The sequence below is a fragment of the Methanoculleus taiwanensis genome (assembly GCF_004102725.1).
In the GTDB taxonomy this organism is placed as follows: Archaea; Halobacteriota; Methanomicrobia; order Methanomicrobiales; family Methanoculleaceae; genus Methanoculleus_A; species Methanoculleus_A taiwanensis.
The window spans coordinates 138,391-161,063 of the sequence record NZ_LHQS01000003.1 but is presented as its reverse complement, the minus strand read 5'-3'; the positions used below and the strand labels follow the sequence as shown (position 1 = coordinate 161,063).

Annotated in this window: 31 protein-coding genes and 1 tRNA gene; 11 read left to right on the top strand and 21 right to left on the bottom strand. The window is 61.4% G+C overall.

The annotated features are described in order from the left end of the window. Positions 1-272: 272 nt before the first annotated feature. Both ABH15_RS11345 and ABH15_RS11340 read left to right on the top strand, forming a co-directional pair. The gene (locus tag ABH15_RS11345; protein WP_128694506.1) at positions 273-1,814 is read left to right on the top strand and encodes an FAD-dependent oxidoreductase; all 1,542 of its coding nucleotides are present in this window, start codon (positions 273-275) and stop codon (positions 1,812-1,814) included. Between the two features lie 199 nt (positions 1,815-2,013). Beyond that, a complete protein-coding gene (locus ABH15_RS11340; RefSeq protein ID WP_128694505.1) occupies positions 2,014-2,280 on the top strand; it encodes a DUF1922 domain-containing protein in 267 nt (88 codons plus the stop codon). Positions 2,281-2,429: 149 nt separating this feature from the next. Here ABH15_RS11340 and ABH15_RS11330 read toward each other — a convergent pair whose 3' ends face one another. Genes ABH15_RS11330 through ABH15_RS11245 form a run of 18 tightly spaced genes read right to left on the bottom strand, consistent with a single transcriptional unit; the run spans position 2,430 to position 13,313 of the window. Beyond that, entirely contained in the window at positions 2,430-3,200 is a 771-nt protein-coding gene (locus ABH15_RS11330; protein WP_338323536.1) for a formylmethanofuran dehydrogenase subunit C, read from the bottom strand. Continuing rightward, positions 3,197-4,897, bottom strand: a complete 1,701-nt coding sequence (locus ABH15_RS11325) for a formylmethanofuran dehydrogenase subunit A (protein ID WP_128694503.1) — start codon at positions 4,895-4,897, stop codon at positions 3,197-3,199. Before ABH15_RS11325 ends, ABH15_RS11330 begins: the two co-directional genes overlap by 4 nt. Further along, positions 4,894-6,183 (bottom strand): formylmethanofuran dehydrogenase subunit B, encoded by a 1,290-nt coding sequence (locus tag ABH15_RS11320; protein ID WP_128694502.1) that lies wholly within the window; start codon positions 6,181-6,183, stop codon positions 4,894-4,896. Before ABH15_RS11320 ends, ABH15_RS11325 begins: the two co-directional genes overlap by 4 nt. Next, entirely contained in the window at positions 6,173-6,562 is a 390-nt protein-coding gene (locus tag ABH15_RS11315; RefSeq protein WP_128694501.1) for a molybdopterin dinucleotide binding domain-containing protein, read from the bottom strand. Before ABH15_RS11315 ends, ABH15_RS11320 begins: the two co-directional genes overlap by 11 nt. Then, the gene (locus ABH15_RS11310; RefSeq protein ID WP_128694500.1) at positions 6,559-7,164 is read right to left on the bottom strand and encodes a 4Fe-4S binding protein; all 606 of its coding nucleotides are present in this window, start codon (positions 7,162-7,164) and stop codon (positions 6,559-6,561) included. The genes ABH15_RS11315 and ABH15_RS11310 overlap by 4 nt, the downstream gene beginning before the upstream one ends. Positions 7,165-7,173: 9 nt before the next feature. After that, a complete protein-coding gene (locus tag ABH15_RS11305; protein ID WP_128694499.1) occupies positions 7,174-8,265 on the bottom strand; it encodes a hydrogenase large subunit in 1,092 nt (363 codons plus the stop codon). After that, positions 8,262-8,717: an NADH-quinone oxidoreductase subunit B family protein gene (locus ABH15_RS11300; protein ID WP_128694498.1), complete on the bottom strand. Its 456-nt coding sequence runs from the start codon at positions 8,715-8,717 to the stop codon at positions 8,262-8,264. The genes ABH15_RS11305 and ABH15_RS11300 overlap by 4 nt, the downstream gene beginning before the upstream one ends. After that, positions 8,714-9,100: a DUF1959 family protein gene (locus ABH15_RS11295; RefSeq protein WP_128694497.1), complete on the bottom strand. Its 387-nt coding sequence runs from the start codon at positions 9,098-9,100 to the stop codon at positions 8,714-8,716. The genes ABH15_RS11300 and ABH15_RS11295 overlap by 4 nt, the downstream gene beginning before the upstream one ends. Further along, positions 9,100-9,351 (bottom strand): hypothetical protein, encoded by a 252-nt coding sequence (locus ABH15_RS11290; RefSeq protein ID WP_128694496.1) that lies wholly within the window; start codon positions 9,349-9,351, stop codon positions 9,100-9,102. The genes ABH15_RS11295 and ABH15_RS11290 overlap by 1 nt, the downstream gene beginning before the upstream one ends. Continuing rightward, positions 9,348-10,193 carry a respiratory chain complex I subunit 1 family protein gene (locus tag ABH15_RS11285; RefSeq protein WP_128694495.1) on the bottom strand — a complete coding sequence of 282 codons (846 nt, stop codon included), beginning with the start codon at positions 10,191-10,193 and terminating at the stop codon, positions 9,348-9,350. The genes ABH15_RS11290 and ABH15_RS11285 overlap by 4 nt, the downstream gene beginning before the upstream one ends. Position 10,194: 1 nt before the next feature. Beyond that, the gene (locus ABH15_RS11280) at positions 10,195-10,401 is read right to left on the bottom strand and encodes a hypothetical protein (RefSeq protein WP_241648098.1); all 207 of its coding nucleotides are present in this window, start codon (positions 10,399-10,401) and stop codon (positions 10,195-10,197) included. A gap of 4 nt (positions 10,402-10,405) precedes the next feature. Continuing rightward, entirely contained in the window at positions 10,406-11,074 is a 669-nt protein-coding gene (locus ABH15_RS11275) for a hypothetical protein (RefSeq protein ID WP_128694494.1), read from the bottom strand. Further along, positions 11,067-11,669 (bottom strand): EhaG family protein, encoded by a 603-nt coding sequence (locus ABH15_RS11270; protein ID WP_128694493.1) that lies wholly within the window; start codon positions 11,667-11,669, stop codon positions 11,067-11,069. Before ABH15_RS11270 ends, ABH15_RS11275 begins: the two co-directional genes overlap by 8 nt. After that, positions 11,669-12,133 carry a DUF2106 family protein gene (locus ABH15_RS11265; protein WP_128694492.1) on the bottom strand — a complete coding sequence of 155 codons (465 nt, stop codon included), beginning with the start codon at positions 12,131-12,133 and terminating at the stop codon, positions 11,669-11,671. The genes ABH15_RS11270 and ABH15_RS11265 overlap by 1 nt, the downstream gene beginning before the upstream one ends. Then, a complete protein-coding gene (locus ABH15_RS11260; protein ID WP_128694491.1) occupies positions 12,130-12,366 on the bottom strand; it encodes an EhaE family protein in 237 nt (78 codons plus the stop codon). Before ABH15_RS11260 ends, ABH15_RS11265 begins: the two co-directional genes overlap by 4 nt. After that, positions 12,363-12,593 (bottom strand): DUF2108 domain-containing protein, encoded by a 231-nt coding sequence (locus ABH15_RS11255; protein ID WP_128694490.1) that lies wholly within the window; start codon positions 12,591-12,593, stop codon positions 12,363-12,365. Before ABH15_RS11255 ends, ABH15_RS11260 begins: the two co-directional genes overlap by 4 nt. Then, positions 12,586-12,831 (bottom strand): DUF2109 domain-containing protein, encoded by a 246-nt coding sequence (locus tag ABH15_RS11250; protein WP_128694489.1) that lies wholly within the window; start codon positions 12,829-12,831, stop codon positions 12,586-12,588. Before ABH15_RS11250 ends, ABH15_RS11255 begins: the two co-directional genes overlap by 8 nt. After that, the gene (locus ABH15_RS11245; RefSeq protein WP_174719429.1) at positions 12,828-13,313 is read right to left on the bottom strand and encodes a hypothetical protein; all 486 of its coding nucleotides are present in this window, start codon (positions 13,311-13,313) and stop codon (positions 12,828-12,830) included. The genes ABH15_RS11250 and ABH15_RS11245 overlap by 4 nt, the downstream gene beginning before the upstream one ends. Before the next feature lie 269 nt (positions 13,314-13,582). On the opposite strand from ABH15_RS11245, the gene ABH15_RS11240 reads away from it, so the two are divergent. Then, a complete protein-coding gene (locus ABH15_RS11240) occupies positions 13,583-14,677 on the top strand; it encodes an AI-2E family transporter (protein ID WP_128694488.1) in 1,095 nt (364 codons plus the stop codon). A 28-nt stretch (positions 14,678-14,705) separates the two neighbouring features. Next, positions 14,706-14,790 (top strand) — tRNA-Leu (locus ABH15_RS11235). Between the two features lie 249 nt (positions 14,791-15,039). Here the strand turns inward: ABH15_RS11235 and ABH15_RS11230 are convergent. From ABH15_RS11230 to ABH15_RS11220, 3 genes are read right to left on the bottom strand one after another with little or no spacing between them, the layout of a single operon-like run. Beyond that, on the bottom strand, positions 15,040-15,618 hold the full coding sequence (locus ABH15_RS11230; RefSeq protein ID WP_128694487.1) for a YeeE/YedE thiosulfate transporter family protein: 579 nt from the start codon (positions 15,616-15,618) through the stop codon (positions 15,040-15,042). Beyond that, positions 15,615-16,118: a YeeE/YedE thiosulfate transporter family protein gene (locus ABH15_RS11225; protein WP_128694486.1), complete on the bottom strand. Its 504-nt coding sequence runs from the start codon at positions 16,116-16,118 to the stop codon at positions 15,615-15,617. The genes ABH15_RS11230 and ABH15_RS11225 overlap by 4 nt, the downstream gene beginning before the upstream one ends. Positions 16,119-16,129: 11 nt before the next feature. After that, a complete protein-coding gene (locus tag ABH15_RS11220) occupies positions 16,130-17,494 on the bottom strand; it encodes an MBL fold metallo-hydrolase (protein WP_128694485.1) in 1,365 nt (454 codons plus the stop codon). A gap of 412 nt (positions 17,495-17,906) precedes the next feature. On the opposite strand from ABH15_RS11220, the gene ABH15_RS11215 reads away from it, so the two are divergent. The 7 genes from ABH15_RS11215 (at position 17,907) to ABH15_RS11185 (ending at position 22,293) form a co-directional block, all read left to right on the top strand. Then, positions 17,907-18,755, top strand: coding sequence for an EFR1 family ferrodoxin (locus ABH15_RS11215; protein ID WP_241648097.1), 849 nt, complete (start codon positions 17,907-17,909; stop codon positions 18,753-18,755). Positions 18,756-19,009: 254 nt separating this feature from the next. Next, entirely contained in the window at positions 19,010-19,213 is a 204-nt protein-coding gene (locus tag ABH15_RS11210) for a DUF5320 domain-containing protein (protein ID WP_128694484.1), read from the top strand. Between the two features lie 14 nt (positions 19,214-19,227). Then, a complete protein-coding gene (locus ABH15_RS11205) occupies positions 19,228-19,584 on the top strand; it encodes a NifB/NifX family molybdenum-iron cluster-binding protein (RefSeq protein WP_128694483.1) in 357 nt (118 codons plus the stop codon). A gap of 273 nt (positions 19,585-19,857) precedes the next feature. Continuing rightward, positions 19,858-20,193, top strand: a complete 336-nt coding sequence (locus tag ABH15_RS11200) for a NifB/NifX family molybdenum-iron cluster-binding protein (RefSeq protein WP_128694482.1) — start codon at positions 19,858-19,860, stop codon at positions 20,191-20,193. Positions 20,194-20,204: 11 nt separating this feature from the next. Next, complete coding sequence (locus tag ABH15_RS11195; protein ID WP_128694481.1) at positions 20,205-21,056, top strand: nucleotide-binding protein; 852 nt, start codon at positions 20,205-20,207, stop codon at positions 21,054-21,056. Further along, positions 21,053-21,922 carry an ATP-binding protein gene (locus tag ABH15_RS11190; RefSeq protein WP_128694480.1) on the top strand — a complete coding sequence of 290 codons (870 nt, stop codon included), beginning with the start codon at positions 21,053-21,055 and terminating at the stop codon, positions 21,920-21,922. The genes ABH15_RS11195 and ABH15_RS11190 overlap by 4 nt, the downstream gene beginning before the upstream one ends. Continuing rightward, positions 21,922-22,293: a DUF134 domain-containing protein gene (locus ABH15_RS11185; RefSeq protein WP_128694479.1), complete on the top strand. Its 372-nt coding sequence runs from the start codon at positions 21,922-21,924 to the stop codon at positions 22,291-22,293. Before ABH15_RS11190 ends, ABH15_RS11185 begins: the two co-directional genes overlap by 1 nt. Positions 22,294-22,673 lie beyond the last annotated feature (380 nt).

The following is a 22,673-nucleotide window of genomic DNA, read 5'->3' as shown; positions in this document are numbered from 1 at the left end:
TATTCTGCTCCTGTCCGTTGTGAGATCTTCGGAGGAGCGACCACGGTATTATTCCCCCGTGCGGCGATTGACCGCTTTGACACCTGGTGCACAACCGTTAAGTACCCGACCCGCCCCCCATGGGTTGCAGCCAGGGCGGTCACGGCGGAACGCCAGGGTCTGCATTGTTACCGGGATGTGCAGGTTCACGAGTGCCGGTTCAGCGCCATACCTATCGACTATCAGTCTCTCTCCCCTGCAGGTGGCCGGAGCATGGCATGGAGGATATGACGATGGCTGATCATACAATCGGGGATCAGATCCCCGGAAAGGCCGAGTCGCTCTGGATGGCGACGACGCCCGGGACGCGGTATCCCCCCCTCGAAGGGGATCTCAGAGTAGACGTTGCGATAATCGGGGGCGGTATCGCCGGGCTCACGGCGGCTCTCCTGCTCAAAGAGGCCGGCCGGTCGGTCGCCGTCATCGAGTCAGGCAGGGTCGCCGCCGGGGTGACCGGGCATACGACGGCGAAGGTTACCTCCCTGCACCGGCTCATCTACCGCTACCTCATCGATAACTTCGGAGACGGCGAGGCGCGGATGTATGCCGACGCCAACCAGGCCGCTATCGGGCAGATCGAAGTTCTTGCCCGGAGGCACGGCATATCCTGCGATTACACCCGCAAACCCGCATACACGTTCGCGGAATCGAGTGCATCCCGCGAGAAGATAATGGACGAGGCCGATGCTGCCCGGAGTCTCGGTCTGCCCGCCGCCTTCGTCGAGGCTGTCCCCCTGCCGACGGAGACCTACGGCGCCGTCCGGTTCGAGAACCAGGCTGAGTTCCACCCGCGCAAGTACCTGCTCGGGCTTGCCGATCGCATCCACGGGGGCGGGTGTTACGTCCTCGAGCAGACCCGGGCGATCGACGTCAAAGAGGGGGAGCCCTGCAGGGTGATGGCCGAACACGGGTCGGTGACGGCGGACGACGTCGTCCTCGCAACCCACTATCCGTTCCATGACAAGCCGGGATTCTACTATCTCCGGGCGTACCCCTCGCGCAGTTACGTCCTCGGGGTGCGGATCGACGAGGTGTTCCCGGACGGCATGTTCATCAATGCAGAGAGCCCCACGCACTCGCTCCGCATGCACCCCGATGAAGCGGGAGATATCGTCCTCGTGACCGGCGGAGACCACCGGACCGGCCAGGGAGGGGACACGCGGGAGCACTACCGGGCGCTCGACGCGTACATCAGGTCGGTCTATACCGTCCGGTCGATCGAGTACCACTGGTCGACGCAGGATTACATCTCGGTCGATAGAGCTCCGTATATCGGCCATATCTCCCCCGGGCATGAACACCTTTACGTTGCGACCGGGTTTGGGAAGTGGGGGATGACGAACGGCACGGCAGCGGGGATGATCCTCTCCGATCTGATCCTGAAGCGACCCAATTCCTGGACCGACGTCTTCGCTCCTTCCCGGTTCAAACCGGTGACCTCGGCGAAGGAGGTCATTGCGCACGGTATCGACGTAGCGGAAGGGCTGATCGGCGGGCGTCTTGCCCGTCCATCGTCGAACGTCTCCGCGCTCCCTCCTGGCAGAGGAGGGATCTTTGAGGTCGACGGCCATAAGACGGCGGTCTACCGGGACATGGGCGGCGGACTCCACGCACTCGATCCGGTCTGTCCGCATATGGGGTGCATCGTCTCCTGGAACGAGGCGGAGAAGTCCTGGGACTGCCCCTGCCACGGCTCCCGCTACTCCGTCGACGGCGAGGTCCTCCACGGGCCGGCGGTTCACGGCCTCCGGAAACGCACGATCGATCGCGGGTAAACCCCGCGCTATTCTTTTCACTGCCGCTCGCACCACGCTCACGCATCGGGAACGCCGGAAGGGGACGGTCGAACGACCACAGGCAGCTCCCCGGTTCCGGCTTTCCATACCGCCGCTCCCTGCTCAGTTACCCCGATTCTGCTGAAAAGCGCGGAATATAGGAAGATATTTATCTTCAGGGCCGCACATTGCCATGATCATGTACCTCGTGACACGCTGTCCGGGATGCCAGGCATTCACCTACATGGATAGGTTTCAACGTTTCAAACTCTGCCATATCTGCGGCGAGGTGATCGATAGCAACCGTGCTCCCGAGTATCTGGATGTCAGCGATCATCAGGACGCCGAGCTGGTTGTACGTCAGCTGGAAGCATTTCTCCGAAAGGCGGGAAAGGCGGAGTTTTCAAGAGAGGAGATCGAAAAAGTACGGGCTCAATACGCCGAGTGGGTTAAAAACCGGCTCTGATTACCAGCGTCGTCCGCACCCCGGACAGAGCATACTGACTCTTCTGCCGCAGTGTGGACAGTACAGGCCGATGCGCTCGTTTGAGGTCAGCGGCCGTCCGCACTTTTTGCAGTGTATCGGAGCTTCGAAACCGCACTCGTGCCTGGCCATTAATCCATGTATGTGTAGTCCCTTACAATAAGGTTTCCTTTCCCTCGATTGGCGATATCACCCGTAAATGACGTAAACGGCATCCCTTCGAGGGTGGTCGGTCCGATCTTTCTGAAGGTGGGGAGCATCTCGTGAGCGGTGCCGTGCACCACACACGTACCTCCCGCCATGTTCCCGCACGGGCGGCTGCAACTCCCCTCGATGGTGAGCGAGCCCGAATGCATCTCGATACCGGCCATATCGCCCGCATCGCCGTGGACGATTACCGTTCCGCCTGCGAGATGCTCTGCAAGGAAATCGCCGGTGTTGCCGAAGACCTCCACCTTCCCGCCGGTCATGCCTTTCCGGCCGCCGCGATACCCCGCTGCGCAGTAGTCCGCCGCGTTGCCGCGGCAGATGATCGTGCCGCCCCGCATCTCCCTGCCGAGCCAGCCGTCGGCGTCGCCGCCGATCTCGATGGTGCCGCCGCTCATGAAGTTGCCGCAGTGCATCCCGATGTCGCCTTCGATGACGATCCGCCCGGCATCCAGGTACTCCCCGATGCGCTTGATCCGGGAGGTGTCGCCGGAGATGAAGATCTCGACGTCCTCCGTGCGGTCAGCCGTTCCCTCTATCGTAACGGAGAAGACTTCGTCGAGCGGGAGCTCCTTGTTCCCGCGCCAGACGTATACGGCCTCGCCGGAAAGGAAAGTCTTCGGCACGATGCACTCCGCCTCGATGGGGAGAAGGGGTTTTTTGCGCGGTTTCACCGCGAGCGTCACACGCATCATAGCTCCGCCTCCGTCTCGATGCAGAGATTCCGCTTCAGGTACTCGTCCTGGACCGGGTAGTTCCTCATCCGGACGGTGTAGTAGCGGTCGAACTTCCTGATGAAGTCGGGATCCTTGCCCATGTCGTACTCCGGAGAGACCTTCGGCTTGACCCAGATCGTGGTGTTGTTCCCGTCGACGACGCACTCGCCGCTCCGGCAGACGACCCGCCCGCGCTTGATGGTATACTCCGTCCGGCTGAACGCATCGATGACCCTGCGGTAGTCGACGGACGGGTCGGTCTCGTCGACGCGGATCGGGTAGATCGCGACGTCGGCGTCCGCTCCGGGTGCGAGGTGGCCTTTCCCGATATCGACGATGCCGAGTGCCTTCGCCTGGGCGGCACGGGTCATCACCGCGATATCGTGCCAGTCCAGCTCCCGGTCGATCGCCGGCAGCGGTACCCGGTGCTCCGTATCGGGGTGCACCGTCGCGAGTTCCTCCTCCCGGTATCTTTTGCTCATCAGAAGCGCGATGATCTCCGGATAGCGGACGAACGGAGCGCCGTTCGGGTTATCCGTCGTCAGGAGGCACCGCCACGGGTCATCTACGAGGAGCGCAAGCTCAAGGCCGATCGCCCACATCACGGAGTTGACGAGGTTCTTTCTCCGGTAGAGCACGGGGATGATGCCGGAGCCCGTCTCGAGCTCTACGTCGTGGTTGCTCCACTTGTCGTGGTGGAGGCGGTAGAGGTTGAACTCCATCGGCCCGTCGGCGGTCATGGTCGTGGTCTTGCCGAACATCACCTGCCCCATATCGATCGCGATCTGGGGGCGCATGTTCACCATGTTCGCTATCGGCTCGCTCTTCGAGCAGAAGTCGTTCCACCCCGACCCGCCGTAGGCGTGGTACTGGACGTGCGTCGCGTACAGCGTCTGGCGTTTCTTGTTCAGGTCGGGGATGAGCCCGAACGTTCCCATCGTGCAGGTGTAGTTGCCGGGTTTTCCGAGGTTGTTGCAGTGGAGGTGCACCGAGTGCGGGAGGTGGAGCAGTTCGTTCGCCTCCACGATCGTCCTGATGATCTCCGCCGGGGAGACCTCGAAGTTGGCGATGGGTTTTTGGATGCAGTCTACGTTCTCTCCCCAGCCCCACGCCTCGGTGCCCCCGGGGTTCGTGAGCTTGACGGCGAACCCCTTGACGGCGGAGAGCACCCATGCGATGACGGCGGCGACCCGTTTTGTATCGCCGTCCCGCACCGCCTCCAGCACCGACCAGTTCCCGTCGAAGAGGGCGTTTGCCATGGTGTCCTGGAGGGGGGTGTAGCTGAACTCCTCGTGGGTGTGGCGTGCCTCGAGCGGTGCCATCGCCCCTTCGAGCAGGGTGGTGTAGCCCATCGCACTGTAGCGGTAGCTGTTCCCGTAGGTCGTCGGCACGCTGTAACCCGAGGTGGCGTGCATATGCCCGCGCCGTGGGGTCCTCCCCGCACGCATATCCTCAGGGCTCATGTAGCGGCCGAAGTTCACCTTGGTGCCGCAGATATGCGTGTGCGAGTCTACCCCTCCCGGGAGCGTGAGGTTTCGGCGGGCGTCGATGACCTCCGCCGCATCGCCGACCGCTTCGACGATCTTCCCATCGCGGATGGCGATATCCATCACTTCGCCGTTGATCCCGTTCAACGGATCGATGACGAAGGCGTTTTTGATCAGCATCTCGCTCATGGCTGCCGCACCTCCTGTATCCGTGCGTATATCCGTCCAAGAATCTCCTCGTCGCTCGGGTAGCCGGTCGAGAGCACCTTCCGTGTCCGTATCGGTACGCCGTCCATCCGGTATGCGGTGCCTTCGGCGTCTATTCCGGTCACCGCGACCGGTATCTGGACGTCGCAGAAGGCCGTGGTCGCGTTGGCGTACGGGTCGATCTGCACCACCGGTATATCGGCAAGGTGCTTGATGCAGGCGCGGGGGAAGTGGGCGCCGGGGTCGCTTGCGACGATCAGGCAGGCGTCGCACTCCTTCCGGGCGAGGATATCGACGGCGGTCGTCTCGCCCGGGTTGTAGAAGGCGATCCCGCGTGAAAAGTCAATCCCGAACGGGTACCCCGTCATCCACGTGTTCACTTCGTTCGACCCGTAGACGTTGTAGTGCCCGCGCATCGCCGAAATGGTAAACTTCGTGTGCCGGGAGAGCTCGTCGACGAGTTCGATGGCGTTCCGGATATTCTTGTACTTCCCCCGGGTCATGGTGAGCCCGAGGCCGAAGTAGACCGCTCCGAACTTCGCTTTTTTGCAGAGATCGACGATCCTGACGAGCTGTTCGCGGGGGACGCCTCCGACGGTGCGGGGGAGCGCGTCTCCCTTGCCGCGGGCGATCGCCCGGAGCGCCGAGAGCACTGCGTAGTCGGCGCCGGGTTGTATCTGTACGAACTCGTCGGCGAGGTTCGTCGTCTCGGTCTTCCGGACATCAACGACGATCACCTTCCGGTCGCGGAAGGCATTCTCGAGGAAGAACCCGTCGGCATAGCGGGTGTAGCGGGAGAGGTGCCGGGGGTGGGCGTCGATCGGGTTGCACCCCCAGTAGATGAGGAGATCCGCCCGGTTCTTCACCTGACCGAGGGTGCAGCCGGGGTGGCCGACCTCCTGGATAGCGAGGATCGACGGGCCGTGGCAGACGGACGAGGTGTTGTCGATGACGCCCCGGAGGAGTTCGGCCATATGGACGCCGACGCACTGTGCCTCGCCGTGCGTGCCGCTCCAGCCGTAGAGGAGCGGCCGGTCGGCCTCGAGCAGCATATCGACGGCATACTCTACGGCCTCGTCGTATCTGATATCTTTCCAGGTATCACCGTCGCGCCTGATAGGGCCCGGCAATCGGTGATCACCGAGGAACTTGTGGTTCCCGAGCGTGCAGGCGTTGTCGACGGCGACGATCTTCCCGTCATCGACCGTCACCTCGATATCGTCGCAGAGGCATCCGCAGAAGGGGCAGACGGCGTCTTTAATGATCATAGGGCAGTCCTCCGAGGTCCGCCATCAGGTCGTAGACGGACTTGCGAGCTTCATCGGTCGGTTCGATCGTCACCTCGGTCGATTTGAAGTCGGGCATCCCCGTCGAGTGGGTCTCTCCGTCGATGATGTGATTTGCATACGGTCCGTAGGGCACGAAGATCGTTCCCGGTTTGAGGTGCTCGTCGGATACGACCATGAGGACGACCTCGCCGAAGGGGCTCGTCACCCGCACGTTCTCCCGGTCGTCGACGCCGAGTTCCATCATGTCGAAGAGGTGCATGAAGCAGGTGCCGGTCTCGTCGTTGTAGGCGGCCGACCGCTTGTTCTCCACGCTCGCGCCCTGGTTCACCGTACGCCCCGTGTTCATCAGAAACTTCATGCCGCTTCCTCCTGGATGCCTTCGACCATCCGGGCGACGCGGATGGCCTTGTTCGGGCAGTTGTTCTCGCAGGTCTTGCACCCGACGCACTTCTCCTCGTGGATCACCCGGAGGCGCCCGCCCTCGACTTTCATGATAACCTCGTCGTTTGCGGAGGTGCCGGTGGATGCAAGCTGCGGGTCCTCGCGTTTGTTGACCGGGCAGGAGACGGCGCAGTTCCCGCACCGCATGCAGAGCGTATCGTCGACGGTGAGGCGGTACCACGACCGGAACTCCGTCTTCTGCTGCTGCTGCTGGTCGAGCACCCGCCCGCTCCAGAGGACGTCTTCGGGGCAGGCCTCGACGCAGAGGCCGCAGCGGATGCAGTGCCCGCGGTGGATCATGGGTTTCCAGTGATCCTGGTGCCGGAGAACCTCGATCGCCCCCGGCGCCGGACAGATCATCATGCAGCTGTAGCAGGCCGTACACTCGTGCCCGGTCGTCAGCGGGTAGTCCTTGAAATAAGGCGGGGAAACCAGCGGAGCGGTCTTAGCAAAGAAGAACTTCCGGAGCCACTCCATCCGCAGGAATTCGCGTAAGTACCAGGTGATTGACAGACCCATTCTCTCCTCCTACCGTTCGTTGCAGGCGATACAGGGATCGCTGCTGATGAACGTCGACGTCACGTCGGCGATCGAGGTTGCATCCGTGATCATGTGGTGGGCGCAGGCCTCGATGTTCATGATGGACGGCGTTCTGATGGTGATATCGACGATCCTGCCATATTCGTCGGATGTGATCGAGTAGGTCAGCTCGCCCCTCGGCGCCTCGCCCTGGTAGACGATCTCGCCGGCACTGCAGACGCCGCCGCCGCGGATCGAACCGCCCTCCGGCAGCCGGTCGACGCACTGCCGGATGAGGTCGATGCTCTGGAAGACCTCCTGGTACCTGACCATGTTCCGGGCGAAGTTGTCGCCCTCGGTTCTGCTGATCGGCTCAAAGCCGAGCTGCCGGTAGGTGGGGTGGCGGAGCCGGCGGTCGCATTCAGGCACACCGCTCGCCCTTGCGGTCGGCCCGACAGTGTGTGCCTCGATCGCCCTTTCCCGCGTCATAACTCCGATTCCCTTGCTCCGAAGGGCGATCAGGGGGCCGGTTTCGAACATGCTGACATACCGTTTCATATCCGCCTCGACCTTCGCGAGGTCCGCGAGGAGCGCGGCTTTGTCCTCGTCCGAGATGTCGAACCGCACGCCGCCCGGGATCATGTAGGCGGTATTGATCCGGGAGCCGGTGATCCGTTCGAGGTTGTCGAGAACGGTCTCGCGGACGTTCAGCAGGTACATGGCGAGGGTTTCATGCTCGATTGTGTAGCAGTAGGAGAAGTTCGCGAGGATGTGGCTTGCTATCCGGTCGAGCTCGTTGACGACGACGCGGAGGTATGCGGCACGCGGCGGCACCTCGATCCCGCTGATACCTTCCATCGCCTCGATAAAGACCATATTGTGGACGACGGAGCAGATGCCGCAGACGCGCTCTGCGAGGAACATCACTTCCTGCCAGGGGCGCCCCCGCATGATCCGCTCGATCCCTTTCTTCATGTACCCGAGTTCGACCTCGGTTCTAAGCACCCGCTCCCCGCTCGTCTCGCACTTTAAGCGGACTGGCTCTTTCCAGCAGGGGTGCATGGGGCCGAGGGGGATGGATACGTCGACGGTCTTCTTCATTTCTTCTTCTCCTCGTAATCGTTAAACAGCGTCGGTGCGAGCGCGAGTATGGCATTCAGGATCTCCGTTGGCCGGGGTGGGCATCCCGGCACCTGTGCCGCGATGGGGATGTACTTCGCGACCGGCGGTTCGATGTACGAGTGCCAACGGTTGAAGACACAGCCTGAGATAGGGCAGTTCCCGACGGCTATCGCCACCTTTGGTTCCGGGATCTTCTCCCAGATGTCCTGGAGCTTATCCACCCACTGCGGTGTCATGGACCCGATGACGAGCAGGACGTCCGCTTCCCGCGGGTTATTGTGAACGTAAATGCCGTACTGCTCGATGTCGTACCGGGGTGCGAGGCATGCAAGCACCTCGATGTCGCAGCCGTTGCAGGACCCGACGTCGACGTAGGCGACATGAATCGAGCGCGAACGGACGGTGTTTTTGATCTTCTGAAGGATGCTCATCTTTTGATTGCCTCGCGTATCTTTGCCTTCCCATCGTCGATCGCCGGTACTTCCGGTGTTCCGGCCGCGATCGCCGCTCTGACGTCGTTATAGATCGCCTGCATCGTCCCGGGTTCGACCAGGGGGATGAAGCGGGTGAAGAACTCGCACCCGAGCGCCCCCGCGATCGGATCGCCCCTGTCGGCGTGCAGAAGCCCCATCTCGTAGCGGGCCTGGAGATTCTCGAGGAGCGACATATCGAAGTCCCGAATCAGGATCATCCTGAGTTTCTGGTCGCTTACGTCGAGGCGGCGTGCGAGCTCTTTGACGGCCAGGTCGTGCCGGGTGCTCGTTAAGATATTGTACTTCATCTGCCGGAGATCCTTCTCGTACAGGTACTTCATCACAGGCCCCTCCCGAACGCACCCGCCAGTGCGTAGACTGCAAAACAGAGGACGCTTACCCAGAGCAGGGTCATCTCGTAGCGTTTGAGAGCAAGGCTCTCGCGCTGCCACGTGAGCGCGGCGACAGCGACGAGCAGAATAATGCCGGCGGCCGCCTGCGTGAGTATGCTCTCGTTCGTGGTCACCTGGACCAGCATTACTGCAGTATAAAATACGGCTCCGAGCGTGATAAGCGTACGTATCAGATTCATCCCATAATCACCCCGAGAACGATGATATAGACGACGACTGCCCCGGTCACCAGGCTCTGCACCGTAACGGTGTCGTACGGGGAGAGCATCGGTGAGACTGCGCAGACGAATGAGAGCGATACGAGGATGAGGAGCATCACGAGCAGTGTTACGAGGAAGGGCAGCTGCCCGATAAAGATGAGCACGAAGGCGTAGAGGAGCACGTAGGTCTTGATCGCGAACGCGACTTCAAGGCCTGCCCGCCAGGCGCCGAAGTGCTCGGTCATGTTGCCGCTCACGATCTCTTTGGCCTCGATGATGGCAAAGGGGCTGTAGTGGAGCTTTGAGAGGATCACGAGGTACATCGCGACCGCTGCCGGGAAGGCGATGATGAGCAGCGGGCCGTTTACCTGCTGCCAGGCGATGATATCCGAGAGCATCAGCGAGTTCGTGAAGAAGTATATCGCGCCGATCGTCGCAAGGAGCGGCAGTTCCGAGGCTGCGGAGATGACCGAGCGTATCGCCCCGAACTTGCCGTAGGGCGAACCGGACGAGAGGCCGAGCCCGTGCTCCACGATCTTGTGGATCAGGTAGACGCCGAAGAGCAGCAGGATGCTACCGCCGGAGAGCAGGATGAAGAGTGAGGCGCTCCAGATCCCGATTGCAACGAGCACAACGGCTACAAAGAGCGTCCGGCTCGCCGTCAGGGGTATCCAGGTCTCTTTGAACGAGAACTTCAGCGTATGGAGAATCTCCTGCCAGATCGGTGGCCCGGGGCGGCCCTGCACCCGTGCGATGACCTTCCGGTGAATGCCGTGGAAGAGCAGCCCTGCGAACAGTGCGAAGATCAGGTATTCTATCATGTCAGTATCCTATGAACGGGATGTCCGCAACTCCATCCGATGCACTCCACCATAGTGCCAGGAATATAATGAAGGGTGGAAATGCGAAGACGAGCAGCAGTTCCGCGACCCAGAGGTCAAGCAGGCCTGCCGCTGCCGCGATCGCCGCGGCCAGGCAGACGATCCCGGAGAACGCCGCAATACTCAGTGAACGCTGTTTCTGTATCATCTCATCACATCGAAATGACTATCTCAACCACCCGCAGGAAGACGAGCAGGGAACTGACGTGCACCATCAGGATGAAGGGAGCCCCCTGGGCGCGGGTGATCTCCGCTTTCGCCACGTAGAACGGTGCCATTCCTTCGCCCATCACCCCGAGGACGAGGAAGACCTTTGCGATCAGCGGCACCGCGACTGCAGGGAGGTAGAGCTCCCAGAGGCTCAGGGTGCCGGTCGAGGCGAGTACGATAGCCGCTCCTCCAAAGAGCGGCACCGTGGCGAGCATCGCAACGATGCCGTACTGGAAGGCGGCGTTCAGGACGTGTTTGTTCCGGTACGCCGCGACGATGCCGATGTTGGTGATGCCGACCATCGAGACGAAGAGGGCGTAGTTGAAGACATCGCCGCTCACGACGGCGCCGAGCGTGGCAAGGCCGCAGGCGATCGCCATGAACCGCTGGAACCGGAGCAGTTTCGGGTCGATCTCCTTCGTGTAGTAGGCGTCGCCCCCGAACGCGATATCGACCATTCGCTCGGGGCGGCTCACGATCGCAAGGACGGTGAAGATGAGGGCGAAGGCGAAGAGCGCGGCGGTATAGACGCTGAAGTAGTCGACGATATCCCCGAACTCGAGGACAAAGAGCTCGCTGCCGCCGATGTTCGTTACCGGGAGGTTAAACATTCGCGCCACCCCGCATCGTCCCGATGAGGGACATCTTTGCCATCACTTTCACAAGGATCGCGCCGCCGGCGATCATCACGCCGAAGAACCAGTACGCAGGCAGGAACATGAAGATGAAGAACGCCCCTATCCAGAAGACCCAGGCGTAGCCGCTGACGGTCTCGATGAGGTCGAACCGCTCGTCGTGCCCCTTGCAGAGGTAGTAGAAGAGCGCGCCCACGGCGGCGATCGCCCCGCCGGTGAACCCGGAGAGGACGATGCCGTACGTGACCAGGATCAGCGCCATGATCCCTGGTGCGCTCTCCATCACCTCGATCCGGAGCGGCGGAGCGACCGGCGGCGTCCGTAATTCTTCTTTGGCGAGGTAGACCTCCGAGACGGCCAGGAGCTCGGATATCCCGACGACGAGGCCGGGGAGGATGAGCGCCTCGGCAAGGTCGGTGGCGACGAGGGCGATGAGGGCGAGCGCCAGGATCTCCGCAAGATCGGTCAGCAGTATCCGGTGCAGGTCGTCCCGCTCGCGCATGAGGGCGTAGAACCCGACGATTATCCCGAGGAAGACGACGAGCAGGCCGAGGCTGTAGACGAGATCCATCACTCATCCCTCCGGAAGAGGTATGCGGCGATGGCGAACGCCACGAAGAGGATGCTCGTCTCCGCGACCGTGTCAAGCCCCCGGGTATTGTAAAGGATCTCGTCGGTGATACCGCCCGGGTGCGAGACGATCGTCGTGCCGAGGTGGAGCGTCTGCCCCGCCAGGAACGCTGAGAACGGTGTCAGGTATGCCGTCACGTAGCCGAGGTACGGGGAGTTCTCCGGATACTGCGCCGCGACGTCCGTCGTGCCGAACGGCACCCCGCCCCGGTCGTAGGGGTCGAGGCTGCTTGCCCGGTCGATCGTCTTCGGGTAGAGCTGGTCTTCGTCGTAGCCGATGAACGGCAGCGTGACCATGCCGATGACGACGGCCGCCACGACCAGCAGGGCGTAGAGCGCCGAGAGGTTCGTGTAGTCCGAGACCGTCCGGGATATCCTGCTGATGAGGAGCCCTGGCCGCTTCATGGCTCACCCCTCCGCTCGATGACCCGCACCAGGACGAAGGTCGAGATCGCCGTCACGCCGACGAAGGTGAGCAGTGCCAGCGTCTCGTCGAACGAGAGCATGATCAAGAGGAGCCCGAACGCCGGGATCTCGAGATTGATCAGTCTGCCGACGTAGGTCTTCTCCCGGGGGAACCCGACGCCGACGACCCCGATGAGGAGGATCGCACACCCGAGGAGGAACTCCGGAGTCATGCCGCACCCCTCCTGCAGACGAGCAGGATGATGATCGTCGTCACCGGGATGATGAGCCCGACGGCGATCGCGACGTCGAGGTACCCGCGGTCGACGAGGAACGGTATGACGCCCCCGGCGATGATCCCGACGGAGATCAGTTTATTGAAGGAATTGGTCTGCAGAAGGGCGCTCACCGCCCCGATGAGGGCGATAGCTCCGTAAAGACTCGCGAGAAGATCATTCATCCTTCAGTATCCCTCCCGCGTAGGTGCTCGCGATTGCGTTCGATTCGAGCGTCGACCCGACGAAGTACGCCGCGGCGGCGACGAGTGCGAGCGGGTGGTCGAGGAGCAGCACGAGCGAACCCGCTATGGCGAAGTTCATGGCATTGAGGTAGGGAAGTTTCCTGCCTGTCTTCCGTTCAAAGACCGCCCGGAGGGCGGCAAAGACGGCTATGGCGCCGAGAAGCGGAAGGGCGATCACGAGCGCCACCTCGAGAGCCGTGTGAGCAGGGCGCTCGCGTGAACATGCGATATTCCCTGGATCGCGAGAATAGCGACGACAGTTCCGGCGATGAAGTCGGAGGCGGCAAATCCGGCAAGCGTGAATCCGTACACCACGAATGTGGCGATGACCGCTCCCGTCGTCCCGGCATATCCCGGGTCGTGGCAGATGCGGTTTCCGATGTAAACGAGCACCGCTGCTGCAAGCCCTCCCGGAATCCCGGCCACGTAGACGCCGCACGCGGCAAGCAGGGTTCCCGCGGAGGCATCGGGAGAGCAGACGATGTTCCCCATCATGGTGCCGCCGTGCAGGGAACCTCCGCCTTTCGTTATGTCTTCGGCTATGGCGGATGCCCCGCTGACGCCCCCTGCCTCCGGTAGCCGGAAGAGAATGTCGATCGTTACGAACAGAGCCCAGCTGATGATCGCCGCTGCCAGGATGTGAATGAGTTCATTCAGCATCGGTACTCCAACTATGGAAAAATACGTGCGGTCTATTCGATAAAGGTTTTCATGTTACCATCTTTCCCGTTTCGTTCCGGAAGATTGGCTTTTCTGCCGCCACCGCAGGTGCCCCGGATATCGACGGGATCTGATGTACTTTATATAATTACTAGTGCATATTAGTAACCCTCACCGGATTTGCCGGTACCGCCGCAGGAAAGCCACGGGCTTGCAGGGGGCGGCCGGGCAGGTGCGGCAGGACGCATCGGTGGAGTTTCGAGTCCATTATGTATCCTTCGGATCCAATCCTTGAAGAGAGCGCCATGCCGTCCGATACCTCGCGCATCGATCCCGTCACGCTCGCGCTTCTCTCCGGCATTCTCCTTGCCGCCGCCGCTCTCTTCTGGCCGCTTCTCGATGTGGTCATCCTCGCCCTCTCGGTCGCCGTGGTGATCTACCCGGTTCACCGCTTTCTCTCCCGCTTTATGCCCGGAGCGGCGGCGGCCGGTGCGACGGTTGCGGCCGTCGTCATCGTTCTTCTGGCGTCCGGAGCCTTCGTCACGCTCGTGCTCGCCCGGAACGCGGAGTACCTCATCGGGATCCTCGGCATCATCGCCGACTGGATCGCCGCACCGACGCTCGGCGAGGCGGGGGCGCTGCTCCCGATACCGCAGGACGACATAGCCGCACTGTTTGCCGGGCAGGCTGCGAACCTGAAGGCGTCCCTCTCCGGCACGGCGGCGCTCGCCCCGCTTATGGGCGTTAAGATCATCGTCTTCTTCCTCACGCTGTACGTTGCCCTCCATAAGGGCGCCGAGGCCGTTAAAGGGCTCGCATCTCACCTGCCCGCGGCGTTTGGAGACGCGGTCGGCCGGATGTCGAAGGTCACCGTCGATACGCTCTACGCCATCTACGTCGTGCACGTGGCGACGTCGGTCATCACTTTCTTTCTTGCCCTCCCGTTCTTTTACGTCCTCGGCTACGGGCACGTTCTCTTCTACTCGGTCATGGCCGGCGTCTTCCAGCTCGTGCCGATCATCGGCCCGTCCCTGATCATGCTCTTCCTCGGTATCTTCGCCCTCTCCATAGGGGATATGCGGGGAGCGGTGCTCGTGGCGCTGGTCGGCTATCCGGTTGTCTGCGCCCTCCCCGACATCTACTTCCGCCCGCTGATGATGGGGCGGCGTGCCAGTATTCATCCGGTGATCATGTGGATCGGATTCTTCGGCGGACTCGCCGTTATGGGTATCATCGGATTCGTTCTTGGGCCCCTCTTCCTCGCGCTGCTCGTCGCGGGATACGCCACCCTGATCCGGGGCCGCAGATCCGGCTCTGCAGCCCTGATTCTCCCGGAATCGCCGGAGCTTCGGAGCAAGGTATAAATCCGGTACTCTTCCACTGTATAGGGAAGCGAGGGTTGCCGAGCCTGGCCAAAGGCGCAGGGCTTAGGACCCTGTCACGAAGGTGTTCGAGCGTTCGAATCGCTCCCCTCGCATCGATGCTGCGGGTATAGTTCGCAGTGAGAAATGACACTCTTTTAACACGTCACCTGATAAAGAGCAGGTTGTCATTCTGGTTAACGAGGCACAGTCCGAGGTTCCGCCAGGTCTCGCCGCCTGTGCGGTTGAACAACTCCAGATACATACCGCGATCGCGTCGAGCCAGAGGTACCGCCGTGACATCCCGGACCGTTCAAGGTCTGAAAAAGAAAAAAAGAGCCGGGTTTCAAGCCACTGCACGGGGATCAGAGACCCAGGTACTCGATCCCGTAGAGGACGGCGACGATCAGAATGACCATCGGAACAATCACCGCCCCGGGACGGACGCCGAGAAGTTCGGGTATCGTCGTGTCGGGAATGTTCCCCCGTTGCAGAACCGATGCATCCAGACGGGGGTAGAGTTCGGCAAAGATCGCGGCACCTATGAGAATTCCGACCACCCCCCCAAAGAGAGCGTCGAGCGCCCCCGATCCGACTGCACCGGCGACCGTTCCTGGGCAATATCCGAGGACAGCAAACCCACACCCGAATATGATTCCTCCGAGCACCGTGGTGCCTATCGATCCCGGCTTGATGCTGAGGCTGGCAAGACCAAGATGTACCAGCAGATAGACGCCCACCATGCCGACAGCCACCGCAGAGAGCATCACCTTCACCACGGTGAAATCATAGAGGAGGAGTTGCCCGATGATGACGTCGTACCTGGTGACGCCCCCGAGCTGGAGGAAGACCCCGAACGCGACACCCATCACCAGCCCCAGAAGCCGTTGCAAGGACTGATTCTGGCGAAGGCGCTGCAGAGCGCCGCCGTCACGCTCTATCATGGGGCGATCACCCCGTAGAGCAGAAAGGCGACGATGATTCCGCTTACAAAGAAGACGGCAACAGCGATCCAGCTTGCTATCGCCAGTTGAAGTGTCCCGGAGATCCCGTGCCCGCTTGTACAGCCTCCCGCCCATCGGGCACCAAGACCCATCAGAACGCCCCCGACGAGCGCGACTGCGAGCCGGAGGAGGCTGCTCGATCCGAATGCCGCCTCAAATGTCGAGGGGACCCAGATGAGAGCGAACTCACCCTGAATGATCGCTGTGATGAAGGCTCCGATGACAATGCCCAGGACAAGCATCCATTCCCAATCGATCTGCGGGACGAATTTCCTGTAGTAGGGTTTCTCAAGCACCGAATCGCCGCGGATAGCCCGCTCTATCATGGCGCTCGTTCGGGCATAGGCCGTCGAACATCCGAGAGGTCTGCCCGAGAGGAGGAAGGTAAACCAGCTGAGAATGCCTATCCCCAAGCCGGCGAGATAGGGAGTCCAGTCCATGCGCTCACCCTTCAGGTGTATCCTGCCGCACGATGCCCGGTAATCCCGCCAGCTGCGTTGTATACCCTGGTAAATCCCTTCTGTTTGAGGAGGCTGCATGCCAGGCTCGACCGGTGCCCCGTCCTGCACATCACGATGATGGGCTGGTCGGGATTGAGGTCGGTGAACCGTGTTCTCAGGTCGGGCGCAGGGATATTGATAGCCCCCTTGACATGTCCCTCGAGATACTCCGCCGGGGATCGCACATCAATGACCTGTACCGCCCCGCCCTCTATCATGGCGCGGGTCTGTACGGGTGAGATCAGGGGGACGTAATCGGTGGCGCATCCGGCCATGACCCAGGCATGGGTCCCTCCCTCGAGGTAGCCGACGGTCCGGTCAAGTCCGACCCGGCGGAGCATGGTGACTGCGTCGCGACACTGTGCGGGATTGTCGGCAACGAGCAGAATGTCTCTGTCGGGTGGGAGTGTCCATCCTGCAAACGTGGAGAAGTTGCTGGCGATATCGATGTGGTAGCTTCGGGGAATGTGCTGCCCTCCGAACGCCGTGTAATCGCCGACCGTGAGCACAATGGTGTCGTCCTGTTCCGCCCTGACCCTGAACTCTTCCGGGCTCATAGGGTGGATCTCGGGGAGCGTGCGGGTGAGCGGGGGACCCCGGCGGTTGATCTCGCTGCATCTGCTGAAGTGATCGGGTGCCGGCGGCATATCCTCGGTAAGGGACCGGATGAACTCTTCTCGGTCGGCGATGGTCAGAGCCTGGTTGTACTTCCGCTCGTAGCCGAGGGTGGAGAACCGCATCGCACCCATTGCCCTGCCGCAGAGGGAACCCGCACCGTGGGAGGGGAATACCATGCAGGAGTCGGGCAGGGTGAGGATCTTTGCGTGGAGGTTGTCATACAGAATGCCTGCAAGTTCGCGGGCTCTCCCGGGGAAGAGGTCAGGCCGCCCCACATCACCGACAAACAGGGTGTCTCCGGGGAATATGGCAACCGGATCATCCCCCCTGGAGCGATCCGAGATGACATAGGTCACACCGTCCGGAGTATGCCCGGGGGTGTCCCGGACCTCAAAGAGGATATCCTCGATCTCGAATCGGGTGCTATCCGAAACCGGAACGTGTTCGAACTCACAGTTCCCCGATTCCGGTGCGTATATCCCGGCTCCTGTGATATCGGCGAGATCCATATGCCCGGACACGAAATCAGCGTGGAGATGCGTCTCCAGGACATGCGTGATCGTGAGATTGAGATCTCTTGCGGCATTGAGGTATCTCCCGACATCCCGTGCCGGATCGACGATTGCACATGTGCTGCCAGCTCCGATGAGATAGGAGCTGTGCGCGATCCCAGGAATGAAAAATTGTTGAATGAACATGCTTGATTCACCCGGATCTTCTACGAGCAGGTAATTACCCGAGGATCAGATAAAGCCATCCTGCTACAACGATGAGGAATAGTACGGTCAGGAGATCCCTTGTCCGTATAGAATCCGCGTTGCGGTAGCCACCGGGTGCCATCAGGAAGGCATTCACCTGGTGGGTCGGCACAATAAACGAATTGGAGGCACAGAGGGCCACAAGGAGGGCAAGACCGCCGAAGAAGAGAGATCGCAGTTTTCTCTTCCGGGTGTGTTTCCAGCCTCTTTTTTGATAGGTAGTCGTTTAATGAATCTTTTATCTCTCTTTGGAATCCGATGCGACGGCTTTGAGCATAACGGGACGTTCCTCTGCTCCTGTTTGCCGTTTCCCTGCAGAAGGTCTATGTCTCTCCACGCAAATACGATTTCTATGGACGACCTTCCCGACTGCGGTGCCGCCAGCAGGTGCCGCCTGAAGACCAGTATCTACTACTTCACCGGCACCGGCAATTCGCTTGCAGCAGCAAAACGGGTTGCGGCGGAGCTCGAGAATGCGGATCTCATCCCGATAGCGTCGCTGAGAAATACCACGGGCAGGATCAGCCCGCAGGCGGACCGGGTCGGGATCGTCTGCCCTGTATATGACTGCGGTGTGCCGGTCATGGTCGCAGAGTTCGCCGAAAGACTCGACCTCTCGCGTACCGGATACGTCTTTGCGATCGTTACGATGGGCGGCATGGGCGTCTCGGCCCTCCACCAGCTGAACGGGATTATTCGGGAACGGCAGGGTAGAGGACTTGATGCCGGATTTGCGGTCGGGATGCCCGGAAACTTCCCACCGCTCTATCGCCCGGCGTCGGGAAAAAAACGCGACGAGATCCTTGCCGCGGCGGACAAAAGGCTTGGGGATATAGCAGGGGTGATCGGCAGCGGCACGGCCGCTCCGCCGGGATTCGCACCGATCTCTCTGCTCGCGAAGGCCATAACGTATGGTCGGTTTGCACGGAATGTTCACGGGGGGGACAAAGACTTCTCAGTATCGGACGCCTGCACCGGTTGCGGCACCTGCGCAAAGGTCTGCCCGGCGGGAAATATCACGCTCGAACGCGGCCGCCCGGTCTGGAACCACCGCTGCGAACTCTGCTGCGCCTGTCTCCACTTCTGCCCGATCGAGGCAATCCAGCTCCACGTCATGCGGGGCACAGAAAAACGGGGGCGGTACCGGCACCCGGACCTGAGGGTCGCGGACATGCAGGCCCAGCGGGGGAACGAAGCCTAGTGTTTCGTGAGATTCTTCTCCCCTCCGGCTTCTGATCCCGCTTTTCCGGCCTTCTCGCCATGATGAGGTATGCAGCCCCCTCTTTCTCGGTGGCATGGCAGCACACCGCTCGTGCCGGATGTGCCTTGCCAAAGAGACCTGTCTGGCATTTTGGAGCTATTCAGGGTGGTTTCCCGGCATGTTCCGGTATCCAAACCTTTATGGCATTATGCGCATATGTGTAGTATATCACAACATGTGAGGTGAATACTATTATGCCTGGATTTGATGGAACAGGACCCCGGGGAATGGGGGCAATGACAGGACGGCGTCTGGGACGGTGCGTGCCGGCTCAGGTACAGGCCGGAAGCGAACAGAACGCCGACGCACAGGCGGCCCAGGTATACGGTCTTGGCCGCGGCGGCATGCCATGCGGCTGCGGCAGAGGCTTTTCCGGCGGACGACGGCGGAGAGTGTGAGGAGCGATCGGTCAATGAAGATAGCAATCGCCAAAGACGGGAATCAGGTCTCCGAGCATTTCGGACACTGTGAAGGGTACGCAATGTACCGCGTCGAGAACTCGATCATATTCAAAGAGGACGACCTTGCAAGCCCCGGACACGAGCCCGGACGGCTTCCGGTATTCCTGAGTGAAAACGGGGTCAACCTCGTGATTGCGGGCGGCATGGGTCCTCGAGCCGTCGAGCTCTTTGCAGCGAACGGCATCGAGGTGCTCCTCGGTGTCGGCGGACCGATCGACTTCGTCGCACAGGAGTATATCGCAGGCCGCCTCACGGCGGGTGACAGTTCGTGCCACCACGGGCACGAGAGCTGCGACGGAACGCACTAACTGAAGGATCTGCTCTTCCCGCACCGGGCGCCTGCACTTGCATCGACCGATGCCGCCCGGGTTCCTGCGTGAGCGGATCAGACTGCACGTATCCTCATGGTTCGGCCGGGGAACGCCCCGTGGCCGAACCACTATCTCGGTCATCGATGCCTTTCATCACCCTTCCTGGGTGTTTTTAAAGGTATTCGATTGCTTCTGGTTGCCGTTCAGTGGCGAATCAGACAATTATTACGCTTATAGGTTTATCAATCTCAGAAAGGAGTTGACATTAGTATGAAAGTATGTGTTACAGCACGTGCCTCCGGCACGGAAGCCCCGGCAGAAGAGCGATTCGGACGAGCACCCTACTTTGTCTTCGTCGACACGGAGACCGGTGAGTCGCAGAGTGTAGCGAACGGTTTTGCTGATGCGGCAGGCGGTGTCGGTCCGAGAGCGGTGCAGCTCGTCGCCGATAACGGAGCAGAAGTCCTAATCACCGGGCAGATGGGTGGAAACGCTGCGAAAGCGTTGCAGACGTCCGGCATCAAAGGCTATACCTACCGCAAAGGCGGTAGTGTGGCGGATGCGCTGGAGCAGTACGCCGCCGGGACCCTTCAGCCGCTGCTGTGAGTGATGCAGAGATGAAGATCGTCGTTGCCAGTGGGAAGGGGGGCACCGGCAAGAGCACTGTGACGGCAAACCTTGGGTACTCGCTCTCGTTGATACGCGATGTGGCGGTCGTCGACTGCGATGTAGAGGAGCCGAACCTCCACCTCTTCTTCCCGTCGGCTTCGACGGATCTGCCGGTTACCGTCACCGTCCCCGAGATCGATTCCGGGCGCTGCACGTTCTGCGGTGAATGCGGGAAGTTCTGCCGTTACGGTGCACTGAGCGTGCTTAAGGACACGGTTCTCGTCTTCCCCGAACTCTGCCACTCCTGCGGCGGATGCACGTTCGTCTGCCCGCAAGGTGCAATACGGGAGATCCGGCGCCCAATCGGTTTTGTCCGGTGTTCCCGGCCTCTTCCTGCACTGAACCTCATCAGCGGGTTTTTACGCGAAGGCGAGGTGCAGGCGCCGCAGGTGATACACATGGCTAAACTGCTGGCGGAAGGTCACCCGCTTATTCTGTACGACTCCTCGCCGGGCATTGCCTGCCCGGTCATCGAAACAATGGAGGGGTCGGACGTCTGCATTCTCGTTACCGAGTCGACGCCATTCGGCCTGCACGACCTTCGCCTGGCCGCGGAGGTGGCGGAAAGGCTCAGTCTCCCGTCGGGAGTCGTGATCAACCGGAGTGACGGGAAGGACGAGATGATTACGGAGTTCTGCCGGGAGCATGGACTGCCGGTTCTCATGACGATCCCCTTCGACCGCGAGATCGCCGCTGTCCAGAATGCCGGCGGCCTGATAAGTCGTGATCTGCCTGGCTGGAGTGAGCGTTTCACCGACCTCTTTGGGAAGGTCTCGGAACTTGCCGGGGTGAAGGTATGATCCGGCTTGCCGTGATCAGCGGGAAGGGCGGCACCGGGAAGACGATGGTGACGGCCGCTCTCGCGGATATCAGCCGGAAGACCCAGGTGCTCGCCGACTGCGATGTGGATGCCTCCAACCTCGAACTGCTCTTTGCGCCCCGGCGGATCAGTACGGAGCCCTTTATGGGGCTCGAAGTGCCCCGGATAGATCCGGAGTACTGCCGTGACTGCGGGATCTGTGCGGACCGGTGCAGGTTCGGCGCAATCGTGCGCAGGGACGATGCCTGGCAGATCGACGCCATGCACTGCGAGGGGTGCGGTGCCTGTGCACACGCGTGTCCCATGGGGGCGATTACCATGGAACCCCGGGTCTGCGGGGAGATCTACACCTCGGAGACGGAACGCGGACGCCTGGCGCATGCCCGGCTGAACCCCGGGGCGGGGACTTCAGGGCTGCTCGTGCATGAGGTTAAAAAACGTGCGAACAGGATGGCAGACGGGTGCGATCTCCTGCTCGTCGACGGGCCACCGGGAATTGGGTGCCCGCTGATCTCGACGATCAGCGGGATGGATGCGGTGCTCATCGTCACCGAGCCGAGCATCTCCGCACTGCACGATCTTAAGCGGCTGGTGACGGTCTGCCGCCGATTCGACGTCGATATCTTCGTCGCGGTCAACCGGTTCGATCTCGCGGAGCAGATCACGCAGGAGATACAGGCGTACTGCGATGCCGAGGGACTGACTGTGGTGGGCCGGATCCCGTTCGACCCGCTGGTGGTACAGGCCGTCAGGAACAACCGGCCGGTGACCCGCATGGATTCTCCTGCAGCGAAAGCCATCGGAGAACTGAGCGAGAACCTCTTCTCGGAACTGAGGAGAGCGTAATGTCGCCGGAGGGAAACGGATGCTGCCGGAAACAGCGCGGGAGGCCGCGCGTACGTCGGACGATCGCACGCGAAGGCACTTATCGCTGCTTTGCTCCGCTCTGCCCTGCAGACGAGCATGAGGGCGGGACGGTGATGCTGCTCCCCGAGGAGGTTGAGGTGCTGCGGCTCATCGATCTCGAGGGTCTCGACCAGGAACAGGCAGCTGCCCTGCTTGGTGTCTCCCGCAAGACGGCGTGGCGGGATCTGCACGAAGCCCGGCGGAAGGTCGCCGATGCCCTGCTGAACGGAAAGACCCTCGGAATCGCCGGATGTGCCCGTCGGGGATGCGACACCTGTCCGCACGAAGACGGGGGCGGGGATCTCCCGTAGCCCGGCACCGGACATTTTTTCATTCCCCGACACACGATCTATTCTGTTCTGCACCATGTGCTCGAGGGGGGACGGATACGTCCGGCACCCGTCACCTCCTGCCGGCGATCTGAAAACTGCTCCAGCCTCGACGGGGAACCCGATGGCAATCGGCCGGGTCAGCAGGTAGGTCGCCCGGAAATCTTCTCTGCTCTGCAACCGGGCCTGACTGCGAGACGACGGCGATATGGCCTGTGCGCATAGCGGCTCTCCGAACGGCCGGCTTCATGCAAGGCCTTTCAAATGAATGCATGCCTCTGCTGAGTGCCGCACTCCGACCCTGTTACCTGTCGGGCGAGGCAGGGATCGGGTCTTTGCAAGCCGGACTCCTCCCCGGCCTC

Excerpts from the sequence above, each read along its gene's own strand:
- ABH15_RS11345 (WP_128694506.1), top strand. The coding sequence starts at position 273 with ATGGCTGATCATACAATCGGGGATCAGATCCCCGGAAAGGCCGAGTCG.
- ABH15_RS11340 (WP_128694505.1), top strand. The coding sequence starts at position 2,014 with ATGTACCTCGTGACACGCTGTCCGGGATGCCAGGCATTCACCTACATG.
- ABH15_RS11330 (WP_338323536.1), bottom strand. The coding sequence starts at position 3,200 with ATGATGCGTGTGACGCTCGCGGTGAAACCGCGCAAAAAACCCCTTCTC.
- ABH15_RS11325 (WP_128694503.1), bottom strand. The coding sequence starts at position 4,897 with ATGAGCGAGATGCTGATCAAAAACGCCTTCGTCATCGATCCGTTGAAC.
- ABH15_RS11320 (WP_128694502.1), bottom strand. The coding sequence starts at position 6,183 with ATGATCATTAAAGACGCCGTCTGCCCCTTCTGCGGATGCCTCTGCGAC.
- ABH15_RS11315 (WP_128694501.1), bottom strand. The coding sequence starts at position 6,562 with ATGAAGTTTCTGATGAACACGGGGCGTACGGTGAACCAGGGCGCGAGC.
- ABH15_RS11310 (WP_128694500.1), bottom strand. The coding sequence starts at position 7,164 with ATGGGTCTGTCAATCACCTGGTACTTACGCGAATTCCTGCGGATGGAG.
- ABH15_RS11305 (WP_128694499.1), bottom strand. The coding sequence starts at position 8,265 with ATGAAGAAGACCGTCGACGTATCCATCCCCCTCGGCCCCATGCACCCC.
- ABH15_RS11300 (WP_128694498.1), bottom strand. The coding sequence starts at position 8,717 with ATGAGCATCCTTCAGAAGATCAAAAACACCGTCCGTTCGCGCTCGATT.
- ABH15_RS11295 (WP_128694497.1), bottom strand. The coding sequence starts at position 9,100 with ATGAAGTACCTGTACGAGAAGGATCTCCGGCAGATGAAGTACAATATC.
- ABH15_RS11290 (WP_128694496.1), bottom strand. The coding sequence starts at position 9,351 with ATGAATCTGATACGTACGCTTATCACGCTCGGAGCCGTATTTTATACT.
- ABH15_RS11285 (WP_128694495.1), bottom strand. The coding sequence starts at position 10,193 with ATGATAGAATACCTGATCTTCGCACTGTTCGCAGGGCTGCTCTTCCAC.
- ABH15_RS11280 (WP_241648098.1), bottom strand. The coding sequence starts at position 10,401 with ATGATACAGAAACAGCGTTCACTGAGTATTGCGGCGTTCTCCGGGATC.
- ABH15_RS11275 (WP_128694494.1), bottom strand. The coding sequence starts at position 11,074 with ATGTTTAACCTCCCGGTAACGAACATCGGCGGCAGCGAGCTCTTTGTC.
- ABH15_RS11270 (WP_128694493.1), bottom strand. The coding sequence starts at position 11,669 with ATGGATCTCGTCTACAGCCTCGGCCTGCTCGTCGTCTTCCTCGGGATA.
- ABH15_RS11265 (WP_128694492.1), bottom strand. The coding sequence starts at position 12,133 with ATGAAGCGGCCAGGGCTCCTCATCAGCAGGATATCCCGGACGGTCTCG.
- ABH15_RS11260 (WP_128694491.1), bottom strand. The coding sequence starts at position 12,366 with ATGACTCCGGAGTTCCTCCTCGGGTGTGCGATCCTCCTCATCGGGGTC.
- ABH15_RS11255 (WP_128694490.1), bottom strand. The coding sequence starts at position 12,593 with ATGAATGATCTTCTCGCGAGTCTTTACGGAGCTATCGCCCTCATCGGG.
- ABH15_RS11245 (WP_174719429.1), bottom strand. The coding sequence starts at position 13,313 with ATGCTGAATGAACTCATTCACATCCTGGCAGCGGCGATCATCAGCTGG.
- ABH15_RS11240 (WP_128694488.1), top strand. The coding sequence starts at position 13,583 with ATGTATCCTTCGGATCCAATCCTTGAAGAGAGCGCCATGCCGTCCGAT.
- ABH15_RS11230 (WP_128694487.1), bottom strand. The coding sequence starts at position 15,618 with ATGATAGAGCGTGACGGCGGCGCTCTGCAGCGCCTTCGCCAGAATCAG.
- ABH15_RS11225 (WP_128694486.1), bottom strand. The coding sequence starts at position 16,118 with ATGGACTGGACTCCCTATCTCGCCGGCTTGGGGATAGGCATTCTCAGC.
- ABH15_RS11220 (WP_128694485.1), bottom strand. The coding sequence starts at position 17,494 with ATGTTCATTCAACAATTTTTCATTCCTGGGATCGCGCACAGCTCCTAT.
- ABH15_RS11215 (WP_241648097.1), top strand. The coding sequence starts at position 17,907 with ATGGACGACCTTCCCGACTGCGGTGCCGCCAGCAGGTGCCGCCTGAAG.
- ABH15_RS11210 (WP_128694484.1), top strand. The coding sequence starts at position 19,010 with ATGCCTGGATTTGATGGAACAGGACCCCGGGGAATGGGGGCAATGACA.
- ABH15_RS11205 (WP_128694483.1), top strand. The coding sequence starts at position 19,228 with ATGAAGATAGCAATCGCCAAAGACGGGAATCAGGTCTCCGAGCATTTC.
- ABH15_RS11200 (WP_128694482.1), top strand. The coding sequence starts at position 19,858 with ATGAAAGTATGTGTTACAGCACGTGCCTCCGGCACGGAAGCCCCGGCA.
- ABH15_RS11195 (WP_128694481.1), top strand. The coding sequence starts at position 20,205 with ATGAAGATCGTCGTTGCCAGTGGGAAGGGGGGCACCGGCAAGAGCACT.
- ABH15_RS11190 (WP_128694480.1), top strand. The coding sequence starts at position 21,053 with ATGATCCGGCTTGCCGTGATCAGCGGGAAGGGCGGCACCGGGAAGACG.
- ABH15_RS11185 (WP_128694479.1), top strand. The coding sequence starts at position 21,922 with ATGTCGCCGGAGGGAAACGGATGCTGCCGGAAACAGCGCGGGAGGCCG.